The organism is Acetobacter sp. P5B1 (assembly GCF_018811985.1).
Classification (GTDB): Bacteria; Pseudomonadota; Alphaproteobacteria; order Acetobacterales; family Acetobacteraceae; genus Acetobacter; species Acetobacter cerevisiae.
The window spans coordinates 1-20,969 of the sequence record NZ_JACRVS010000034.1 but is presented as its reverse complement, the minus strand read 5'-3'; the positions used below and the strand labels follow the sequence as shown (position 1 = coordinate 20,969).

Below are 20,969 nucleotides of genomic sequence, written 5' to 3'. Positions count from 1 at the left end.
TTTCTCGACTTCACAGTCGAGATCATCCGGCGGTCAGAGACAGCAAAAGGGTTTGAAATCCTGCCGCGTCGGTGGGTTGTGGAACGGACCTTCGGTTGGATGATCCGCTGGCGTCGCCTTGTGAAGGACTACGAACAGCGGATCGACGTCGCAGAGGCCATGATCCACATCGCCATGGGAAGCCTCATGCTACGCCGAAACGCTCATCCGTGAATTTCCAAAAGGGCTCTAACACCACCATTGCAACCGGCGGAAGTGCTATTATTAATAATGGATTAGTTCAATCCATGGTAGTAGATGGTGGGTCAGTAGATGTCATTAAGATATCTGGCGGATCCTCCATTAGCTTTGCGTCCAATGGAAGCGGCGGCACGATCACGCTGGAAAGTGGCGTAACATTTAACAATAGTGCAGCGGTATATGCGGTATCTTCCGGAGGTAGCTACGTAGTAAACTCCGGGGCTGTCATCGATGGCGGGCAAATTCTGGCTGGCGGAAACGTGGTCGTAAACGATGGAGGTACTGCGACTAATATAGTCGTATCGTCCGGAGGCACTGCAAGTATTGCAAGCGGCGGAAGCATTGGCACCCTTATGACGGTTTCGTCAGGAGGCACGGCCATTGTGAATGGTACTGCAGGTAGCGGCACTATATCTTTGTCTGGCGACGGTGCACATCTGGTTATCAGTGGCACGACGATGCCTGCCAATACCATTCTGAACTGGTCTCCCACGGATACGATCGAGCTCGCGTCTATTCCGCAGGCCAGTGTTACCAGTGTCAGCACCACGGCAAGCAGCATCACCTTTTACACCACCGGTGGCACATACTCGCTAAACGTGCCAGGCGCGAATAACTACGGCTATAACTTGTCGTCTGACGGCAAGGGCGGACTGATCTATACGACGTGCTTTGCAGAAGGCACCGCGATCACAACCCCTGATGGTGAGGCCGCTGTAGAAACACTCGTGCCGGGCACGCTGGTCATGACGCCAAAGGGAGCCATGCCCGTCAAATGGCTGGGTCATCGCTCCATTACAGTGTCCAGCCAGCCTGTGCCGGAAGAAAACTGGCTGGTTCGCATTCGCGAGGGTGCCTTGGCCGATGGCGTGCCGTCCCGTGATCTTCTGGTGACGCAGGAGCACTGCATGGTCTTCGAGGGCAAGCTGGTTCCTGCCCGTATGCTGGTCAATGGTGCATCGATCCTGATTGATCGCACGATCAACAGCTATACCTACTATCATGTAGAGCTGGAGAGCCATGAAGCAGTCTGGGCTGAAAACGCACTGACCGAGAGCTATCTGGACACGGGGAACCGTAGCCAGTTCGACAATCACACCGTAACCGCGATCTTCGGTGGTTCGAAGGCTGGTGGTTCGAAAACGCTGCCGCTTGAGACGTCGCGTGCCTTTGTCGAGCCGATTTATGCACGCATTGCAGAGCGCGCTGGCGGCGTTGCCCACCAGCCTGAACTGAGCACCGATCCGGATATGCATCTGAGAAGGCTGGTGGTTCGAAAACGCTGCCGCTTGAGACGTCGCGTGCCTTTGTCGAGCCGATTTATGCACGCATTGCAGAGCGCGCTGGCGGCGTTGCCCACCAGCCTGAACTGAGCACCGATCCGGATATGCATCTGGTTACCAACTTTGGTCAGATCATCCGGCCGCTCCGGCAGGCGAATGACCGTGTCATGTTCATGCTTCCAGCGAATGTCACGACAGTTCGTCTGGTATCGCGGGCCAGCCGCCCAAGCGACACGATTGGACCGTTCGTAGATGATCGCCGTGATCTCGGCGTTCTTGTCGGAGATGTTTCCCTGTTTGCGTCTCGTCAGACTGTCAGTCTGACCGCTCATCTGTCCCTGTCCACCCTGTCAGGTTGGCATGGGCTGGAATCTTCCACATGCCGCTGGACGGATGGCGATGCGACTTTGCCGCTGCAAAGCGAAAATATTAGCAGCGAACCGGGTATTCTTTCCATTCAGGTCGTGTCCAGCGGACCCTATCTGATGAAGAATCACTCTATCCGTCCCGAACTGCGTCAGGTCGGATAACTGGCTCCGCGTGCTGACAGGGAAGCTTCGGCTTCCCTGTCACTCTCCACGCTCAGGATTTATAGCCAGAACATATCGAGCACAGCGAAACACCAGAAAAAAACCGAGGCATGACCCCGCCAGCTATGCTGTGATAAACACCACAGGCACACGGCAGCAGAAAGCGGATTGCGCATGACCCCCATTACGCTCAAGGCAGACCCGGCCAGTCCGGCAGGCACGCCAACAGACGGGCAGCCTACGTCTGAACCCACGTCCGTCACGGCCACGCAGGCCGCCTCCGCACTACACTTCGCAGGCCTGCCCGCCACAACGCTTATTCTGGGCGGCGCGCGGTCCGGCAAAAGCCGCCATGCGGAAGCCCTGATAACAGCGCTGCCCGCCCCGTGGATCTATCTGGCCACAGGCCGCGCGTTTGATACGGAAATGCAGGACCGGATCGCGCACCATCGCGCCGGTCGGGCAGAGGGCTGGCAGACTGTGGAAGAACCCTTTGCGGTGGCTGATGTTCTGCGTGCCCATGCCGACCGCCCGCTCTTGCTGGACTGCCTGACCCTGTGGCTGACCAATCTCCTGCTGGAAGAACGCAGTATTCCAGACGCCACACACGCGCTCATCACCGCTCTGGCCGAGCGCCGCGCCCCTACCGTGCTGGTGGGGAATGAGGTCGGGCTTGGCATTGTGCCGGAACATAAACTGGCCCGGCAGTTTCGGGATGAAGCAGGCCTTCTCCACCAGCGTCTGGCCGAAAAAGCTGGAAAAGTCCTGTTTATTGCAGCAGGCTTGCCGCTTGTCCTCAAGGACACGCCACCAGCCTGAGCCAGCGGTGACCCATCCTCAGATGTGGTCCACCGCCCGGCGGCCAATAGCCGGATCATCGGTAAAGAACCCGTCCAGCCCCATATCCAGATAGCGCTGAATTTCCTGAATGGACCCGTGCACATTGCGGGCAGCATCCCCGTCCGCATTGCGCAACTGGCGCGGCAGGAAATGGTTTTCCGGGCGACAGGTATAGGCATGCACCAGCAGCCCCGCCGCATGAGCATCCTCCACCAGAGAGGATGGCTCAAGCCACGCTCCCTGCGCATCCCGCGGAATAAGGTCGGTCAGGGAAGGGCCAATCACATCCGCATAGCGCCGCACCTCCTTCAGGCCCGCCGGGGTCATCAGGTCTCCAAAGGTGGTTTTCTCTCCCTTGGCGGCCAGATCCGGCGGCACCTCTGTCCGTTCCCCCATCAGCAGCATTAGTCGCGCCTGCGGGTTGATAGCCCGTACATCGGCCCCAATGCGCTGGAGGTTGCTGGTCTCGAAGGACTGCACTTCCAGCGGGGCCATGCGTGTATACTCATGCGCAGCAATCGTGCGCAGGAACACGGCTTCCGGGTCAAACCCCAGCGTATGGAAATGCGTGGAGTGTTTGATTTCAGGGATCAGCCCTAAAACCCGACCGCAGGTGGCAGATTCAGCAGCCACAAAATCAATCATTTCCTCAAAGGTTGGAATGTCAAAGTGCCCGTCAAAACGGGTGTTATGCACACGCAGTGTGGCAAGGCGCTCTTTCGCCCGCAGGGTTTTGAGCTCCGCAAGGGTGAAGTCCGTCGTGAACCAGCCAGTGGCTGTCTTGCCATCAATGGTGGCGGTGCGCTTGCGGCTGGCAAACTCCGGCCTCTGCGCAACGTCCGTCGTCTCGGCAATATTGGTTTCATGGCGACAGATCATCACGCCATCTTTGGTCATCACAAGGTCGGGCTCGATAAAGTCAGCCCCATCTGCAATGGCTTTGGCGTAGGCCGCCAGCGTGTGCTCAGGCCGCAAGGCGGACGCACCCCGGTGCGCAAATACCAGAGGACGCGGAGCAAGGGAGGGGGCTGCTCCCGCCCGCCGTATAGTCCCGCAGAAGGCTGCGGCACAGGATGTTACTAGAGCAGAACGACGAGAAAAAACCGGCATCAAAACAGCCTTACCCTTAGGGAACCCTTTGGAAAAACCTTACTCTTTTTGAGGTGTCAGGGGGATGATGTTTTCATGAAGAATGAGCAGGTGCCAAATTAGGAGTTGCATGAACAAATGTTAATTGTCTTTATAGAGCCCTGATTAGTAATTTTTAATTACAAAAATTTTGTCTTTTCTAGGTGACTCTCTTTGTCTGAAACCGCAGCTCCCGTTTCTCCCGCTCCTGCTCCACAGGCCGACGCTCCGGCTCAGGCCGCGCAGCCGGCCCCCCAGCAGCCTGCGGGTCAGGAACCTGCCGCTCAGCCTGCCGCCAAGCCTGAGGGCAAACCGGCTTACCTGTCTCCGCCGCCGCTGCCGGTGCTGGAAGGCCCGCACGGGATCCGCTTCGATTTCAATCTCGGCGCACGCGTGCATGTGCCCGAGCGGAAAGAGGGCAAATGGCGCGTCATTCTGCGCGATCTGGATACCGGGAATATCCTCTTCCATCATGAGGCTGCCGGGGCCACCATTTCCTCCAGCAAACGCTACTATGTGCGCTTTGGGATTGAGGTGACTGATATCGGCGCGGATGGTGTCGAGCGCCCTGTTTTCCAGCATGAGTATGATGCACGCGGGCAGGAGGTTGTCATTCAGCTGCCGGTGGGCACGCTGGGGGATACGCTGGCATGGTTCCCCTATGTGTCCCGCTTTGCGGAAGAACGCGGCGCGAAAGTCACCTGCCTGCTGTCCGGCCTCATCCTGCCGTTGCTTAAGGAAGCCTATCCCAACATTACCCTCATGACCTCCGAGGACGCCGAGAAGGCAGGCGTGCCGGCCAGGGCCTACGCCACGTACTGCATCGGTCTGTTTTTTGATGACAAAGACTGCAACCAGCAGCCCACGGACTTCCGCTTTGTCGGCCTGCACCGCACCGCAGGCTATATTCTGGGTGTCTCCCCGCATGAGGAAGCCCCGCGTCTGCACCTGCCGGATGATAGCCGCCCCATCTCGGAGCCGTATGTCTGCATCGCCGTGCAGGCCAGCACGCAGTGCAAATACTGGAACAACCCGACCGGCTGGCAGGAGGTCATCGCCTTCCTGAAGGAAAAAGGCTACCGGGTGATCTGTATTGACCAGAAAACCGTGCACGGCACCGGCCTTGTCTGGAACTACATCCCCCATGGGGCGGAAGATGAAACCGGCAACCGCCCGCTCTCCGAGCGCGCCCGGTGGCTGAAGCATGCGGATGCCTTTATCGGCCTCAGTTCCGGTCTGGCCTGGCTGGCCTGGGCTGCGGGCACCGAGGTCGTGATGATCTCCGGCTTCACACACCCCACCAATGAGTTTGAAACGCCTTACCGCGTTATCAACTGGCACACCTGCAACTCCTGCTGGAACGACCCCACGGAGCGGTTTGATCATCACAATTTCTTGTGGTGCCCCCGGCATGAAAACACGCCGCGCCAGTTTGAATGCACGCGTCTCATTACCAGTGTGCATGTTATCAATGAGCTGAAAAAACTGTTCGCCTGACCGGGGCAGGGGGCAGCCTCCGTGCCCCCTTGCATCCCTATCCTGATGATGCTCTCTCCTTAAGGATCATAAGGCAACGTCATGGTGGCGTGTCTGTCGTTCCAGTGGGAGAGATACGCAATGTCACAGGATTTTATCAGCACACAGCTTCTGGTGGCCGGGCAGTGGCAGGATGCGGCAGATGGCCGCACACTGCCGGTCTTCAACCCCGCCACCGGTGAGGAAATCGGCAAGATTGCCCACGCCTCCAAGGCCGATCTGGCACGGGTGGCCGACGGAGCCGCGCAGGGCTTCGCCGCATGGCGGGCGCTTACGGCGTGGGACCGCTTTGTCATCATGCGCAAAGCCGCCAATCTGCTGCGTGAGCGCGCCGAGAGCATTGGCCGCATCATGAGCCGCGAGCAGGGCAAGCCGCTCGAGCAGTCCATTATCGAAATCAAGGGCGCTGCCAACGTCATCGAATATTTTGGTGAGGAAGGCCGCCGCCTGAATGATACGCTCATTCCGCCGCGTGTGCCCAATGTGGAGCAGCGCGTGCTGCATCGTCCTGTGGGTGTGGTCGCGGCCTTTACGCCGTGGAACTTCCCCATCAACCAGATTGCCCGCAAGCTGGGGGCTGCCCTTGCCGCCGGGTGCGCCGTAATCGTCAAAGCCCCGGAAGATACCCCGGCCTCTCCGGCGGAACTGCTGCGCGCCTTCTGTGATGCCGGGGTTCCGGCGGGTGCGGTCTCTCTGGTGTATGGCAACCCGGCAGAAATTTCCGAATATCTGATCGCCCATCCCGTGGTGCGCAAAATCTCTTTCACCGGCTCCACCCCGGTTGGTAAACATCTGGCGTCTCTTGCCGGCGCGCAGATGAAGCCCGTCACCATGGAACTGGGTGGCCATGCCCCGGTGATCGTGTGTGAGGATGCGGATCTGGACGCCGCTGCGCAGCGCCTCTGTGCTGCCAAGTTCCGCAATGCCGGTCAGGTGTGTATCGCGCCCACGCGCTTCCTGCTGCACAAGAGCATTGCCTCCAGCTTTGTGGACAAATTCAAGGCCCAGATGAACGCCCTCAAGGTTGGGTCAGGCCTTGATGACGGCGTGACCATGGGCCCGGTGGTGAACGAACGCCGCCTGAAAGCTCTGACGGAACTGGTCGCCGACGCACGGGAGAAAGGGGGCACCATCTGGCAGGCTGATGTGCCGCTGCCCAATGAAGGCTGCTTCTTCGCCCCCACGCTGATCCTCAACCCCAACCTGTCCATGCGCGTGATGCAGGAAGAGCCGTTCGGCCCGATTGCCATTGTGTCTGAATTCACCGCTCTGAAAGACGCCGTGCAGGAAGCCAACCGTCTGCCCTACGGTCTGGCGGCTTATGCCTACACCCGCAACGAGCGCACGGAGCGTCTGCTGGGTGAACAGGTGGAAGCCGGGATGATCGCCATCAACCACCACGGTCTGGGCGTGCCGGAAGTGCCCTTCGGCGGTATCAAGGATTCCGGTTACGGCACGGAAGGCGGGCCGGAAGCGGTCAGGGCGCATACGCTGATCAAGTTCGTCTCGACCGAGCATGAAAAAGCTGATTTCTGATCCCTCCCAACACAGACTATAAAAAAGGGGAACGCATTGCGGTGTGTTCCCCTTTTTCTTTTCTGGTCTTCACTCTCTACAAAGCATCACAAAGAGAGAAGGCCTCTTCAGGAACTGGAGAATTGGATAAAACAGTCTGGCATAATTCTGCTGCATTTTCTGCATAGAAGCCCGGCTCAAAATGCGTTCTTCTTTTAGGGAACGTTTGGGGTTATTGCGTGTTGTAAGCTATGATTGGTTGAATTCTTATTCTTAAAACAAACGTCATATTATGAATTTTTAGATATCACTTTGCGTGTTGTCTAATATATCCACGGTGTCTTGCAGAGTGTTAAAAGCCAAACACGATAGAGGAGGGGGACGTCAAAATTATATGGAGTTGAGACTAAGGGTAGGTGGCAATTATGATTTATGAATTTTCTTATGATGAGCGTGATCAGTATCTTTCAGTTTATGAGAAGATGCTTGGCTCACGAAAACAGTTTTTCGAAAATTATCCGGAATGGAGCAGGGCCTTTCATCCGTGCCCGGTGGAAGACGATTATGATCGGCGGTGTAGCCCCTTTTATATCGTCGGCCTGCAGGATGGGGGAGACGCCGTTGCCTCGGTCCGGATTATGCCGACAACGGGGCCAACCATGTTGCGGGATGAATTTGCCCCTTATTTTCAGGGATGTCCGGATATCATCAGTTCCGATATCTGGGAACTTTCCTATTTCTCGACAACGGCTGACACATCCTCTCTGGCAGGGCGAAACCTGATGCTGGACGTGCTGAAAACGGTTTATGCACGCGCGTTCGCGAATGGCATCAAGCAGATCATCGGAACGTATCCCCGGTCCAAACTGCGGCTGTATCGGCGGCTGGAATGTCTGCCATCTCCCATTTGTGAGGGGGAGATCAACGGGCAGGAGTTCGGTGTAGGGGTATGGGATGTCAGCCCTCTGGCATTGCGGCATCTGGCTGAACTGCAGCTCCGCCCGTTTTGAACAAAGCAACTTATTTTTAATGAGAGGGATCGTCGTATCAGGCGTATGCTGGCCAGAGTCCTGAGGGTACGATATCAAAGTTCGGGTTATGACATTGAGACAAACAACAGCACCGACCTTTATTCTTCCAAAAGCTTTGCAAGGCCTTGTGTCGTCCATTACACGCGCGCAGTCGCTGCCAGACTTATCCGCTGTTTTGAAGACGCTTCCTGAAAACTGCAACATGAGCAATGTTGTTTACTATTTTGCAGGTTCGGGTGGCGATTTCATGAACCCCGACGGTTTCACCTGCACGACCTATCCCCGGGAATGGCAGGAACGCTATTATAATCAGAACTACCTGCTGATTGACCCTGTCGTCAAAAGGGGTTTGCACAATGGTCTGCCGTTTGAATGGCGGGATCTGAAGATTGAAAAAGGCACGCCGGGCTACAGTATGCTCATGGAAGGGCTGGATTACAGTCTGGGTCATGCAGCGCTGAGCATCCCCCTGCTGGGGACGGATGGCTCTCGCGGCCTGTTCGCTATTACCAGCGATGACCCCCGTAAATTTGAGGGCCTCGCACGGGTCAGCTTTGTGCGGGATTACCAGATGCTGGCCAATTATGTGCACGAGGCTTATCTGCGGATAACAGCCTTTCAGGCTAACGGTGTGCAGGATCTTTCTGCTGAGGAAAAAGCCTGCCTGAAACTGGCGGCGGAGGGGCTTCTGGGGCACGAAATTGCCCGCAAGCTCAAACTGTCAGACCCTGTCGTGCGGTTATGCCTGCGCGTGGCACGCCACAAGCTGAGGGCGGCCACAACGGATATGGCCATCCTTAACGCAAACCAGTTGGGCGTGATTTAAAGCCTCAGCTCTGCTCAGAGCCTTTCAGGTTTTTATAGCTCTCCAGTGCAATGGCACGTGCCTGCTTTAGCTCCACAATCGGATGCGGGTAGGTGGTACCGGGCACAAAGCGCAGATGGCGGCTCAGTGTGGCGTCCATTTTCCAGGGGGTGTGGATCAGCTTGTCTGGCAGACCCGCCAGTTCCGGTACCCATGTGCGGATATAAGCCCCTGAGGGATCAAACTTTTCGGATTGCCCGACCGGATTAAAAATGCGGAACCAGGGCGAGGCATCAATCCCGGTTCCCGCACACCACTGCCAGTTCATGGCGTTTAAGGCCGGGTCTGCATCCACCAGCCGTTCATAAAACCAGCGTTCGCCTTTGCGCCAGTCTGTCAGAAGATGTTTGGTCAAAAAGGACGCCACAACCATGCGCACCCGGTTATGCATGGTGCCGGTAGCGCGCAGTTCCCGCATTCCCGCGTCTACCAGCGGATAGCCGGTGCGGCCTTCCGTCCAGGCGGTAAAAGCCTCGGGGTCATTCTGCCAGGGCATCTGGTCAAATTCCGAGCGCAGATTGCGGGTGGGCATCTGGGGTTCATAAAAGAACTGCATCCACCCAAAATCACGCCAGCCCAGTTCGGACAGGAATTTTTCCGTATTCACATGGTCACCGCTGCGGGCTTCTGCTTTTCGGGCGGCCTGCCAGATCTGTCGGGCAGAAATCAGCCCGGCGCGCAGATAAGGGGAAAGGCCGGATGTGCCCTCCCGGTCGGGCCGGTCGCGGTCGGTTTCATAGTGCGCCAGCGTATCGTCCAGAAAATCTTCCAGAATGGTATGGGCGTTTTCTTCACTGCACGGCCAGTATTGCGCAGCCTGCGTGGCATCTTCCGGCAAAGCGGGTTTCAGCAACGCTGTGGAGGCCTCATGCTTTTTAAACGCCTCCGGCACAGCGGCAAACTGAATGTCCTGCGGGGCAGGCAGGGGGCGGCCGGGTTCGCCCAGTTCCCGTGCAGCGCGCCACCATGCTGTAAAAATCCGATAAGGCTGTCCGGCCCCGGTGCGCACGGCCCAGGGTTCATGCAGCAGTCGTGCGGAAAGGGACTGCACCGCCACGCCCTGTTCCGTCAGCCTGGCTTTCAGAGCCGTATCAATCTCCTTGCCCACCGGGTCATAACGCCGGTTCCAGAAAACTTCTGAAACGCCAGCTGCTTTTACAAGATCCTGCACAACCGGAAGCGTTTCCCCCTGCGGGGTCAGCAAGGTGCCGCCACACTTGCCGAGTGCTTCGGCCAGCGCCTCCGCAGCCTGCCCCAGCCACCAGCCAATTACTCCTTTGGGCAGACAGGCTTCATCCTGCACATAGGCGCACAGCACAGGCTGGCCGGTGGCGCAGGCGGCATGGAGCGCCGGGTTGTCGCTCAGGCGAAAATCATCCCGAAACAGGACAAGAACAGGGGAGGGGGGTATGGAAGCCGTCATGGCCGGAGAGTGCCGCCTTCCTCTCGCTTATGCAATGGTCAGCCCCGTTTGCGCCAGCGCAGCAGCCCTGATGCAACCGTTCGCCTCTGCTGTCGTTAAATAGCGTTCCGGTTCGGGGCCAAACGCTGCTTGTTTGGGCAATATCCTCATCGTCCCGGTGCAACTTATGAGAAAACCCGCTAGAAAGACGGCATAAATTCCCCAGAGACGACCAGAAAGAGAAGGACCCTCCGCATGACCCAGTCCTGTTCCCCCACCGGTTGCGGCCCGCTCACGCCAGAGCAGGAACATATTCTGAAAGAACACGGCACGGAATATCCGGGGTCCAGCCCTCTGAACCACGAAAAACGTCCCGGTCAGTATCATTGCGCGGGCTGTGGCCAGACGCTGTTTGAATCCGACACAAAATATGAAAGCGGTAGCGGCTGGCCTTCGTTTTACGATGCCATTCCGGGCGCTGTGGAAACCACGGAGGACAGCCGCCACGGCATGGTGCGGACCGAGGTGCATTGCGCGTCCTGCAAGGGGCATCTGGGTCACGTCTTTCCGGATGGCCCGCTGCCCACCGGCTTGCGCTACTGCATGAACGGTCTGGCGCTGGATTTTCACCCCTCTTGAATCCGGTTCGGGCCTCTCCCACTTTGTGAGGCATGACATACGCTCATGCCACAGCCGGAAACGGCTCACCCCATACGGCCTCTCATACCGCTGAGGACATTGCGCATCGCCTGCGCCGTGTCCGGCGGCTGGCCTGGATTCTGGACGCCGCCTTCCGCCTCCCCGGCACGCGCTTCCGGGTGGGGGTGGATGCCATTGTAGGCCTGCTGCCGGTTGGCGGCAGCGCGGTGATGGGCCTCGTCTCCCTCTATATCGTGTGGGAGGCCTGGCGCCTGCGCGTGCCCACGCGCCTGCTGGCCCGCATGATCGGGAATGTGGTGCTGGAAACCGCAGTCGATACCGTGCCGATCGCTGGGGATCTGTTCGATGCGGCCTTCAAGGCCAACCTGCGGAACGTCGCGCTTCTGGAGCAGTATTTCGGGCATACGGCCCGCTAGAGACCGCCCTGTGCGTTAGTCCTGCTTTACCCCAATCCCATGCAGGAACAGCGCCCACGCGCGCTCAAAAAACGCATCGCGCGCGGCCTCGTCTTCCAGCGGGGTCAGGCCGAACAGGCTTTGCTTCATCGGCCAGCCTGTCAGCAGCCCACTCCATAAATAGGCTGTCGTGGAATCGGCATGCCCTTCTTCAATCTGCCCGGCTGCCTGCGCTGCTTTCAGCAGGCGCAGAAAGCTGTCGTGAAACGGCTCGCTGATATTCTCAATCGCATGGGTGATCAGGCTGGGATAGCGGTAAGCGTCAGAAATCAGAATCCGATACGTGCCCAGCGCATCAGGCCGCACGACAAAATCCAGCATCAGGCGGCTGACATGCTTCAGTTCCAGCAGCGGGTCCTTCAGCGGCGTTTCCGCCATGGTGCGCAGCAGGCAGGCTGTCACGTTGGTAATCACCGCCTTGAACAGCGCTTCCTTGGACGGATAACGCCGATACAGCGTCTGTTTGCTGGCAGACGCCTTGCGGGCAATCTGGTCCACCGATGTTCCCGCATAACCATGTTTCACAAACAGGCTCGCCGCCACCTCCAGCAAATGCTGGTCCAGTTGCTCCGTCCCGGATGGGGTCGGCCGCCCGCATCGACGCTTCTTCCCCTCAAGGCAGGGGTGCGCCATGTCCAGATGACTGGCAGCGTCAGGTTTCGTCATAAAGCAACGGGCCTCAAAGAGCGGACGGGGAAAGGCGTATCAATGGCTGGCGGTACGCTGTTGTCTCGCCTTTTTTGGCGTGAAAGACAAGATGAAAGCCAGTCCGTCTGCCACCATGCCCGGATCTGCCATGCTGATAAAGCCTGTCCTCACCCCTTCTCGCATGTGTGAAACTTTGGCCGCTGGTGCCTGCGGGTAAAACGGCGCAAGATCACGCAAGTCTGCCTACCACCCGGCAACAGGGCGGGGCAGCAGGAGAAGCAGAACGTCATGGTGCCGCCCCCCACAAAAACCCCGGACACGGCAAGCGCCCCCTCCGTTTCCCACGACCCGCACCCACCTCAATCGACCGCCACGCAACCAGCGACAGCCCTGGCCGCCGTGCAGGCGCTGGAGCACACGCTGGGCCGGTTCTACCGGCTGGTGATGGTTGTCGTCGTGCTGGGCGTTCTGGGGCTGATTATCGGCACAGGCGGCCCGGTGCTGATGGTTGTCTGCGCCTCGGCACTGGTGGCCGTGGTGCTGCATGGTGCGGCCCGCTGGATTACGCATTTGCTGCGCCTGCCGGAATGGCTGTCCGTCATGCTGATGGTGCTGGCTCTGGCAGCGGCAGCCACGGCGCTGGTGCGTGTGTTCGGGCCGGAACTCACGGTGCAGGCCGGCCACCTGCGCACGGCTCTGGTGTCCCAGATCAGCACGCTGCATGACCGGCTGAACAGCGGCCAGTTCGGCCATCTCATTCTGGATCACGTCCCGCAATCGCTCGGCGGCAACCAGACCGGGGGCGGCAGCCGCGCACCGGGGCTGGATTTTGCAGGCTCCATGACCAATGTGTTGACGTCCACCTTCGGCTCCGTCGGCACGATGGTGGTCATTGTCATTGCCGGGATCTATTTCGCGCTTTCCCCACGCCTCTATGCCAATGGCATCCTGCGGCTGACGCCCGAACGGCATCGCCCGCTGGTCCGCTCCCTGCTGCAAACCATTGCGCATACCCTCTCCGCCTGGGTAGCAGGGCAGATGCTGGATATGACGGTGGTCGGCGTGCTGACCTGGCTCGGCCTGTGGGCCATTGGCATGCCGCTGGCGCTGCCCCTCGGCCTCATCGCGGGCACCGCCAACTTCATCCCGTATCTGGGGGCCTTTGTGGGGGCTATTCCGGCGTTGCTCATTGGCCTGTCCGTCAGCACGCAGGAAGCCCTGATGGTCCTGGGCCTGTATGGTGTCATTCAGGCGTTTGAAGGCTACGTCATGTCTCCCTTTATCCAGAAACGCGCCGTCAGCATGCCGCCCGCACTCACCATTCTTTCGCAAACTATTTTCGGGGCCTTTCTTGGTATGTGGGGCTTCATTTTCGCATCCCCCATCACCGCCGTTCTGCTGGCTGTCGCCACCCGCCTGTCTGCTCCGTTAAAAGAAAAAGACATGCTCTAAAAACAGCGGGAGCTTTCGCCCCCCTGTTTTTTCCCTGAGGAAGTGCCTAAAAGCGGGGCATTATCTCAGGCAGACGTCCCCGTGCTGACCTGATCTATTTCAGCATGGTTCAGACAGAATGCAGTTTTTCAGGCGGTCTCCCCTCGCATGGTACGGGGTATGTGCGGTATTTTTTTCACTCATTGCTCTGCTCTACATCCACCGTGAACAGAACGTCTATTACTGGGATTACGTCACCTATTATGACCGTGCCGTTCGTCTCAACGAGCTGGCTGCGCAAAGCCCCGTAAAACCGATTTTCAAGATTTTTTCGTCTATCTGGAAGGCGGATTACAATTATCTGGCGGCCATAATCCCGTCTTTGTTTGTCAATCTTACCGGCTTCCACAGGCAGTTTTATATCCTCTCCATTCTCCTGTTCTACTTTTTTCCAGCCCTTATTCTGTTCAACACTCTTCTCAAGGCAATTTTCCCTCACACGACCAGACAGGAAACACGCCTTCTCTGCCTGATCCCGCTTACGTCCGTAGCTTTTATCGCACCGACCCTGCGCGGGTTTGTGGATATTGGCGGCCTTGCCTTCCTAGAACTGGCCATCCTTCTCACGTTAAAAACCGATTTTTCTGAAAAACAATCTGCCAGAAAGGCTCTCTGGCTGGGCGCTCTGCTCTGGGGCGCCTTTCTGTTCCGGCGGTGGTATGCCTACACCATCGTTTCTCTGTTTCTTTCTCTGCCAGTTCTGAATTACGCCCTGTTTCAGAAAACCTGTGACAGGCAGCGTCTCAAAACCCTGCTGGCCCATTTTGCTCTTGCCGGTCTCTCGGCCGTTGCGCTGGTTCTGCTGTTCCAGTTCGGCCTTTTGAGAAAAATTCTCCAGACAGATTACGCCACCATCTATCATGGCTACCAAAAGCCGTTCAGCGCGTCTGTGGTCGCAACGCTCAAGGCACCCGGCGCGTGGATCCTGCCCTTTTTTGTCTTCGGGCTGGTCAGCCTGCGTCAGGAAAAAGACCGGCGCGTCAGACTTTGTGTCCTATTTTCCGCCTTTAATCTTTTCACCTCATTCTTCCTGTTTTGCCGCACCCAAAGCCCCGGCATCCAGCACGTTATTCCCTTTGCGTTCTGGAGCCTGATCATCGCGCTCTACGGCATGCAGGCCGCAGGACGCAGGCTGCACAGCGCCTCTCTCCAGACGGTCTATGGGACCACGCTACTCGGGCTTTTCGGGCTGGCGACGTATTGCGCCCTGTTTACACAGGCACCGTATCGCGTGCCTGTTCTGAACGCCCTGCTGCCTGAGCAGACAAACCCCCTCCAGATTGAAAACTACCCCGCTTATCAAAAACTCACAGCGGATCTTGTGCGGGATTATCAGCCGCGTGGAAGCATCGCCGTTCTCAGCTCCAGCGCCGTGCTGAATGAGAGCATGCTGAACACGCTGGGTGACCAGAAACTCCATCTGATCAGCATTTCGCAGCTTGATCTGCGCGATCATTTTGATCCCAGTCTGCTGCGGGCCAGATATCTTGTCATCACCACACCCGTTCAGACGCATCTGGCCCCGTCTGAACAACGGGTGATTACGCTCCCAGCCGCAGACATTCTCAGCGGCATCGGCATTGGCCACGCCTACCGGAAAATCGGCGCGTCCTATCGTCTCAGTCAGGGGACCACAGCGTTCCTCTATGAACAGGTTGCTCCCATTGCGCAGGAGGATCTGAACAGTCTGATGGACAGATTTTACGCCGTTTACCCGGACTGGAAAAAGTCTCCCGCGCACTAGCCCAACACACCGCTGCCCCTTTGTTTCACGCAGGATAAATCTTCTCTTTCGCCCCGCCCGTACATGCTGCATAGGGTGCGCCATATTGCGGGCAGAAAGGGACAAACAAGCATGAACACGCGCAAGCCGCTGGATGCAAAAGCCACCAGCCTGATGGTCGGCCTGTGTTTCTGTTTCGGGCTGCAACAGGTGGCGCTCAAAGCCTCGGCGCAGGACATGGCCCCCATCCTGCAAATCGCGCTGCGCTCCGGTCTCGCGGCGGTGCTGGTGGTGGTCCTCATGCTCTTCCGGCGGGAACGTCTGGTGCAACTGGCCCAGACATGGAAGCCCGGTCTGGCCGTGGGCGTGCTGTTCTTTCTGGAATATCTGTTTTTAGGGCAGGCGCTGCGTTACACCTCCGCCTCGCGCTCGGTTGTGTTCCTGTATACAGCGCCCATTTTTACAGCCCTCATCCTGCATTTTATGGAGGCCTCAGAACGCATGGCTCCGCTCCAGTGGGCGGGTATCCTGCTGGCGTTTGGCGGCATCGGCACCGCCTTTCTCGGTCATTCCGCAGGGGCCGGGCAGGGCGCGGGTCTGACCCTGATGGGCGATGCGCTGGCTCTGCTGGCCGGGGCAAGCTGGGGCGTGACGACGGTTGTCATCCGCATGTCCTCTCTGGCACGTCTGCCCGCCAAACAAACGCTGCTCTACCAGCTTGTGGGGGCCTGCGTGCTGCTGCTTCCTATGGCGATATTGTTCCATCAGACGGCTTTTACTGTCACGCCCATCCTGCTGCTTAGTCTGGGCTATCAGGTGCTCGTCCTCTCCTTCATCGCGTTCCTGCTGTGGTTCTGGCTCCTGCGGCATTACCAGGCCTCGCGCATTGGCGTGCTGTCTTTCATGACGCCTTTATTCGGCGTGGTGCTGGGGGCCGTGTTGCTGCATGAGCCGGTGGAGCCGGGCTTTGTCACCGGCGCGGTGCTGGTCGTGGCCGGACTGGTATTGGTCAGCGGCTATGGGTGGATCACCCAGAGTCTGAAAAAGGCCCGTGGTGCCCCCAAACGCTGAAAGCCGTTCATCACAACGCTGAGACCCGCAGATCTCTCACACCCCTTATCTGACTATAAAGGTAGCAACCGGCACTTTTTTTGTGCATGTTTGGCCCCTTCTTTGCGCAGCCCCTGCTTCAGGAACCGGCCATGCCTACGCCTCCCGACTACGAGAAATTCAACACCCTCAGTCCGTTTGAGCTGAAGGACCAGCTCATCAAACTGGCGTCCGGACGCGCCCAGCGCGCCATGCTGGATGCCGGGCGCGGCAACCCAAACTTTCTGGCCACACTCCCCCGGCAGGGGTTTTTCCAGCTTGGCCTGTTTGCTACGGCGGAATCGGAACTCTCCTTTTCCTATATGGCGGAAGGCGTAGGCGGCTTCCCCCGCAAGGATGGCATAGAGGCCCGCTTCAACGCCTTTGTGGCAGACCATAAAGCCGAACCCGGTGTTGCCTTCCTCCGCCGCGCGCTGTCCTACGTGCGGGACCAGCTCGGCCTGTCCGCCGAGGGCTTCCTGCAGGAAATGACAGCCGGCATTCTGGGCTGTGACTACCCCACACCACCACGTATGCTGCGTTACTCAGAGCAGGTCGTGCGCCATTACCTGCTGCGGGAAATGGCGGGCGGCACCATGCCCGATGCCACAACGGACCTGTTCGCGCTGGAAGGCGGCACAGCGGCCATCAGCTATATCTTCGCCTCCCTGCGGGAAAACGGGCTGATCCGCCCCGGTGATAAAGCCGCCATCGGCATGCCCGTCTTCACCCCGTATGTGGAAATCCCGGAACTGCGGGACTATCAGCTGGATGAAGTCCCAATCTACGCCGCGCCGGAAGCAGGCTGGCAATATCCGGATAGCGAGCTGGACAAACTGCTGGACCCCGCCATTAAGGTCTTTCTGGTGGTCAATCCCAGCAATCCGCCTTCGGTCAAGATGAATGATGCCGGGCTGGCCCGCATTGCCGAAATCGTCAAAACCAAACGCCCGGACCTCATCATCGTCACGGATGATGTCTATGGCACGTTTGCAGACAATTTCCGTTCGCTCTACAGCGTCTGTCCGCAAAATACGGTTCTGGTCTATTCCTTTTCAAAATATTTCGGCTCCACCGGCTGGCGACTGGGCGTTGTGGCAACCCACACGCAAAACGTGCTGGACCGGGCCCTCGCAGCCCTGCCGGAAGAGGAAAAAGAGGCGCTGGACAAACGCTACGCCTCTCTCACGCCGGATGTGCGCGGCCTGAAATTTATTGACCGTCTGGTGGCTGACAGCCGCACCGTGGCGCTCAACCACACCGCAGGCCTCTCCACCCCGCAACAGGTGCAGATGGTGCTGTTTGCGCTCTTCGCCCTCATGGACGGGCGGGAAGCCTATAAAACGGCCCTGAAAAACCTGCTGCACCGGAGGGAAATCGCCCTCTACCGAGACCTCGGCGTGCCGGCCCCCAATGACCCCGGCTGCACGCACTATTACACGCTGATCGACCTCGCCAACGTCGCCACCCACCTTTACGGCACCCGCTTTGCCCGCTGGCTGATCACGCGCGTGGACTACCAGACCATCCTGTTCCGCATTGCGGATGAAACCGGCGTGGTCCTGCTGCCGGGTGATGGCTTTGCCGTGCGTCGCCCCTCAGCGCGTGCTTCCCTCGCCAACCTGAACGAATACCAATACGCCGCCATTGGTGCCGCGCTTCGCCGCATGGCGGACGAATATTACGAACGCTACAAAAAAGAAAAAGCCGCCGACACCACAGGCAAAAACACGCCCTGAGTTCATTCCGCTGCGGCGGCCAGACCCAGCGCACAAACACCACAGCCCGGGGGCAGGGGAGACCGCTCTGCCCCCTAAACGCCAGTGCCGCCGCCAGTTCTGCGGGGGATGTGCCGAGGCTCGTTCTGTGACTTAATATCACGATATAAATCGTATTAAATAGATAACACAAAAATAAAGATACGAATCGTTATATGCGGATTGACGGTGTGAATTGTTCCCGATATCTCAGACCTTCAATACACTAAACATGGTCGTGCTATAATGATATCACCAAGACGTTTCGTTTTAATTGGAACTGCTGTATCGTCTTGCGGGATGGGCATGGTCATGGCGCACGCGCAGGAAACGGCCGCCAAAACGCCCGCAGAAATCCGCACTGCTGCAAAGAAAAAGACCTCAGCCACGCCCCACCAGCAACCGGTCACCCAGCAGGCCCATAAGCCCCACTCTGCTCAGACGCAGCCGGGTAAATCCCCGTCCGCTCCGGTGCAAACGGCTCCAACCGCACCCGGAAAACCGCAAATTGCCAGGCGGGAAGAGCTGGATGTGCATGGCACCGCAACCCCGGCCTTCTCTGGCGGAGCACTGGGCAGCAAGAGGCCGCTGGATACGCCCTTTTCCATTCGCACCATCACCAGTGCGGAAATACAGGAACGACAGGTGAAATCCCTGTCCCGCCTGCTGTCTCAGGATGCGTCTGTCGTCACCAATGGGGATACCTATTCCTTCAACGCTTACAGCGTGACGGTGCGCGGCGTGCCGCTGGATGATTATAACGGCTACAAGATCAACGGCTCGCCCTTCTATATGACAACGGTTGAGCTGCCGCTGGAAAGTTTTGAAAACGTCCAGCTTCTTAAAGGCGCATCCGGCTATATGTATGGCTTCAACGCGCCGGGCGGCATCATCAACTACCAGACCAAAAAGCCCACGGAACATCGCACGTTCGAGGTCGATGCCGGGTATAGTTCAGGCGCGATTGCCAGTGAGCATATCGATACTGGCGGCCGCCTGTTCAACAAGGTGTTCGGATACCGCCTGAACCTGACGCATGAAAAAGGCGAGACCTATAATGGCTCCCATGTGGAGCGGTATTCCGGCTCTCTGGGCGTGGATGCCCGCATTACCAAAAACCTGCTCTGGACCGCCGATGCCATTTATCAGGACAGAAAAATACGCGGGCTGGTGCAGGATTTCTTTATCGACCCCACAACCTACCCCTCAAACACACTCCCTGACCCTATCAGCGGGCATAAGAACCTGAACGCCTATCCCGGTTCCATGTTCACATCGCATGTGCTGTTTCTGACAACCGGCCTGAAGTGGGACATCAGCAACAACTGGAAATTCCGTGTGGATTACAGCCACAGTCAGGACTGGCGCTCCTATCAGAGCGAATGGATGTCGCTCAATAACAGGGCAGGGGATTATGATTCCTACCTGTCTACAGACCCGCGCAGCTGGTCCGACTATAATCAGGCGCAGGGTATTCTGGAGGGCAGTTTTCACACCGGCTTTGTCAAACATGACGTGACACTGGGGGCCACATGGCAGGGGCTGACCAAATATCTCCCCACCAACAGCGAGTATGTGAATATCGGCTCCCAGAACATGTACGCGCCGATTATCCCCCGCCCATGGAACGTCAATAACGAGTCTCCCGTTTACCGGAATTACCGGTCAGATCAGGTCGGCCTGTTCCTGAGTGATACAGTCACGTTCACGCCTCAATGGTCCCTTCTGGCCGGCGTGCGCTACACTAATTTCCAGCAGAACAGCTATAGCGCTGCGGATGTCCGAACGACTTACAAGGTCAATCCCGTCACCCCCACGGTGGCGCTACTCTACCACCCTGTTCGGAACATGACAGTCTATGCCAGCTATGTTCAGGCTCTGGAAAATGGCGGCACGGTCGGCGACACCTATAAAAACGCCCGCCAGACGCTCCCACCCATCCGGTCCGATCAGGTGGAAGTCGGGGCCAAAATCACCCGCCGCACGTGGGATCTCACCGGCGCGCTCTATCGCATCACGCGCGGCGCGCAATATGCCAATGCCGACAATTACTATGTTTCAAGCGGCACGCAGGTTTATCAGGGGTTTGAACTGAACGGCCACGTGGACCTGCCACTCGGCTTTGTGGTGACGGATAGTCTGGGGATCGAGGCCTCAAAATACAAAAAGACCGATCCCTCCATTCAGGGCAACACGGCGGAAGCCATTCCCACATTCCAGAACATGTTTACGCTCACAAACAACATTCAGGCCGTGCCGGGCCTGTCTGCCTCAGCCGAGGTACATTACACCGGCAGAATGTGGGGGGACGCCATGAACGTCTATCACATCCCCGGCTACACCCTGCTCAACCTGCGGGCCAGCTACCGCACACATATCGGAAAACACCGTGTAACCTTCAGGGCAGAACTGGATAACGTCGCCAACACCCACTACTGGGGCGTTCTGGCGTCCGACTACTTCTTTGTCGGTGCCCCCCGAAGTGTCTATCTCAACGCCCGGTTTGACCTGTAAGAGCCCTTTTGGAAATTCGCTATGATAGGTTTTCAAGAGGTTTTGAGTGTGATTCAAAGGCAGGATGTGGACGCCAGCACAACGAGGCCGCATGGCCGGAATTACACGCAAGACGAAACGCTATCCGTCTGATCTGACAGATGAGGAATGGGAGCGCATAGCGCCTCTGATGCCCCCTGCGAACCGGCGTGGTCGGAAACGGACAACCGATTCCCGTGAGATCATCAATGCTCTGCGCTATCTCGTGCTCTGCGCTATCTCG

The 20,969-nt window shown here is 58.0% G+C and carries 19 protein-coding genes; 16 read left to right on the top strand and 3 right to left on the bottom strand.

Annotation, left to right across the window (positions count from 1 at the left end):
- From KP703_RS13880 to cobU, 4 genes are all read left to right on the top strand, one after another.
- Positions 1-213 (top strand): transposase (locus KP703_RS13880; protein ID WP_215755376.1); only part of this gene is annotated, 213 nt, incomplete at its 5' end.
- 74 nt (positions 214-287) lie between these two features.
- Positions 288-1,613 carry a Hint domain-containing protein gene (locus KP703_RS13875; RefSeq protein ID WP_215755375.1) on the top strand — a complete coding sequence of 442 codons (1,326 nt, stop codon included), beginning with the start codon at positions 288-290 and terminating at the stop codon, positions 1,611-1,613.
- A gap of 14 nt (positions 1,614-1,627) precedes the next feature.
- Positions 1,628-2,053 carry a hypothetical protein gene (locus KP703_RS13870; protein WP_215755374.1) on the top strand — a complete coding sequence of 142 codons (426 nt, stop codon included), beginning with the start codon at positions 1,628-1,630 and terminating at the stop codon, positions 2,051-2,053.
- 300 nt (positions 2,054-2,353) lie between these two features.
- Entirely contained in the window at positions 2,354-2,872 is a 519-nt protein-coding gene (gene cobU / locus KP703_RS13865) for a bifunctional adenosylcobinamide kinase/adenosylcobinamide-phosphate guanylyltransferase (protein WP_252354101.1), read from the top strand.
- Positions 2,873-2,890: 18 nt separating this feature from the next.
- Here cobU and KP703_RS13860 read toward each other — a convergent pair whose 3' ends face one another.
- Positions 2,891-4,003, bottom strand: a complete 1,113-nt coding sequence (locus KP703_RS13860) for a glycerophosphodiester phosphodiesterase (protein ID WP_215755372.1) — start codon at positions 4,001-4,003, stop codon at positions 2,891-2,893.
- A gap of 192 nt (positions 4,004-4,195) precedes the next feature.
- On the opposite strand from KP703_RS13860, the gene KP703_RS13855 reads away from it, so the two are divergent.
- The 4 genes from KP703_RS13855 (at position 4,196) to KP703_RS13840 (ending at position 8,929) form a co-directional block, all read left to right on the top strand.
- Positions 4,196-5,518: an autotransporter strand-loop-strand O-heptosyltransferase gene (locus KP703_RS13855; RefSeq protein ID WP_215755371.1), complete on the top strand. Its 1,323-nt coding sequence runs from the start codon at positions 4,196-4,198 to the stop codon at positions 5,516-5,518.
- A 120-nt stretch (positions 5,519-5,638) separates the two neighbouring features.
- The gene (locus KP703_RS13850) at positions 5,639-7,093 is read left to right on the top strand and encodes an NAD-dependent succinate-semialdehyde dehydrogenase (RefSeq protein ID WP_062142441.1); all 1,455 of its coding nucleotides are present in this window, start codon (positions 5,639-5,641) and stop codon (positions 7,091-7,093) included.
- Between the two features lie 404 nt (positions 7,094-7,497).
- Positions 7,498-8,082: an acyl-homoserine-lactone synthase gene (locus KP703_RS13845; RefSeq protein WP_215755370.1), complete on the top strand. Its 585-nt coding sequence runs from the start codon at positions 7,498-7,500 to the stop codon at positions 8,080-8,082.
- A gap of 88 nt (positions 8,083-8,170) precedes the next feature.
- The gene (locus KP703_RS13840) at positions 8,171-8,929 is read left to right on the top strand and encodes an autoinducer binding domain-containing protein (RefSeq protein WP_215755369.1); all 759 of its coding nucleotides are present in this window, start codon (positions 8,171-8,173) and stop codon (positions 8,927-8,929) included.
- 4 nt (positions 8,930-8,933) lie between these two features.
- Here KP703_RS13840 and KP703_RS13835 read toward each other — a convergent pair whose 3' ends face one another.
- Entirely contained in the window at positions 8,934-10,391 is a 1,458-nt protein-coding gene (locus tag KP703_RS13835) for a deoxyribodipyrimidine photo-lyase (RefSeq protein WP_215755368.1), read from the bottom strand.
- 234 nt (positions 10,392-10,625) lie between these two features.
- On the opposite strand from KP703_RS13835, the gene msrB reads away from it, so the two are divergent.
- Together msrB and KP703_RS13825 are read left to right on the top strand one after the other, a co-directional pair.
- Positions 10,626-11,009 (top strand): peptide-methionine (R)-S-oxide reductase MsrB, encoded by a 384-nt coding sequence (msrB, locus tag KP703_RS13830; protein ID WP_062142449.1) that lies wholly within the window; start codon positions 10,626-10,628, stop codon positions 11,007-11,009.
- A 32-nt stretch (positions 11,010-11,041) separates the two neighbouring features.
- Complete coding sequence (locus tag KP703_RS13825; RefSeq protein ID WP_062142451.1) at positions 11,042-11,446, top strand: DUF4112 domain-containing protein; 405 nt, start codon at positions 11,042-11,044, stop codon at positions 11,444-11,446.
- A 15-nt stretch (positions 11,447-11,461) separates the two neighbouring features.
- Here KP703_RS13825 and KP703_RS13820 read toward each other — a convergent pair whose 3' ends face one another.
- The gene (locus KP703_RS13820; protein WP_252354099.1) at positions 11,462-12,151 is read right to left on the bottom strand and encodes a TetR/AcrR family transcriptional regulator; all 690 of its coding nucleotides are present in this window, start codon (positions 12,149-12,151) and stop codon (positions 11,462-11,464) included.
- Between the two features lie 270 nt (positions 12,152-12,421).
- On the opposite strand from KP703_RS13820, the gene KP703_RS13815 reads away from it, so the two are divergent.
- The 6 genes from KP703_RS13815 to KP703_RS13790 all read left to right on the top strand — a co-directional run.
- Entirely contained in the window at positions 12,422-13,585 is a 1,164-nt protein-coding gene (locus KP703_RS13815) for an AI-2E family transporter (protein ID WP_215755367.1), read from the top strand.
- 118 nt (positions 13,586-13,703) lie between these two features.
- A complete protein-coding gene (locus tag KP703_RS13810; RefSeq protein ID WP_215755366.1) occupies positions 13,704-15,368 on the top strand; it encodes a hypothetical protein in 1,665 nt (554 codons plus the stop codon).
- Between the two features lie 111 nt (positions 15,369-15,479).
- Complete coding sequence (locus KP703_RS13805; protein ID WP_215755365.1) at positions 15,480-16,418, top strand: DMT family transporter; 939 nt, start codon at positions 15,480-15,482, stop codon at positions 16,416-16,418.
- A gap of 131 nt (positions 16,419-16,549) precedes the next feature.
- Positions 16,550-18,175 carry a bifunctional aspartate transaminase/aspartate 4-decarboxylase gene (locus tag KP703_RS13800; RefSeq protein ID WP_062273998.1) on the top strand — a complete coding sequence of 542 codons (1,626 nt, stop codon included), beginning with the start codon at positions 16,550-16,552 and terminating at the stop codon, positions 18,173-18,175.
- A 330-nt stretch (positions 18,176-18,505) separates the two neighbouring features.
- Positions 18,506-20,707 carry a TonB-dependent siderophore receptor gene (locus KP703_RS13795; protein ID WP_215755364.1) on the top strand — a complete coding sequence of 734 codons (2,202 nt, stop codon included), beginning with the start codon at positions 18,506-18,508 and terminating at the stop codon, positions 20,705-20,707.
- A gap of 64 nt (positions 20,708-20,771) precedes the next feature.
- Positions 20,772-20,969, top strand: a 198-nt coding sequence (locus KP703_RS13790) for a transposase (protein ID WP_215755363.1), incomplete at its 3' end; no start/stop codon positions are given.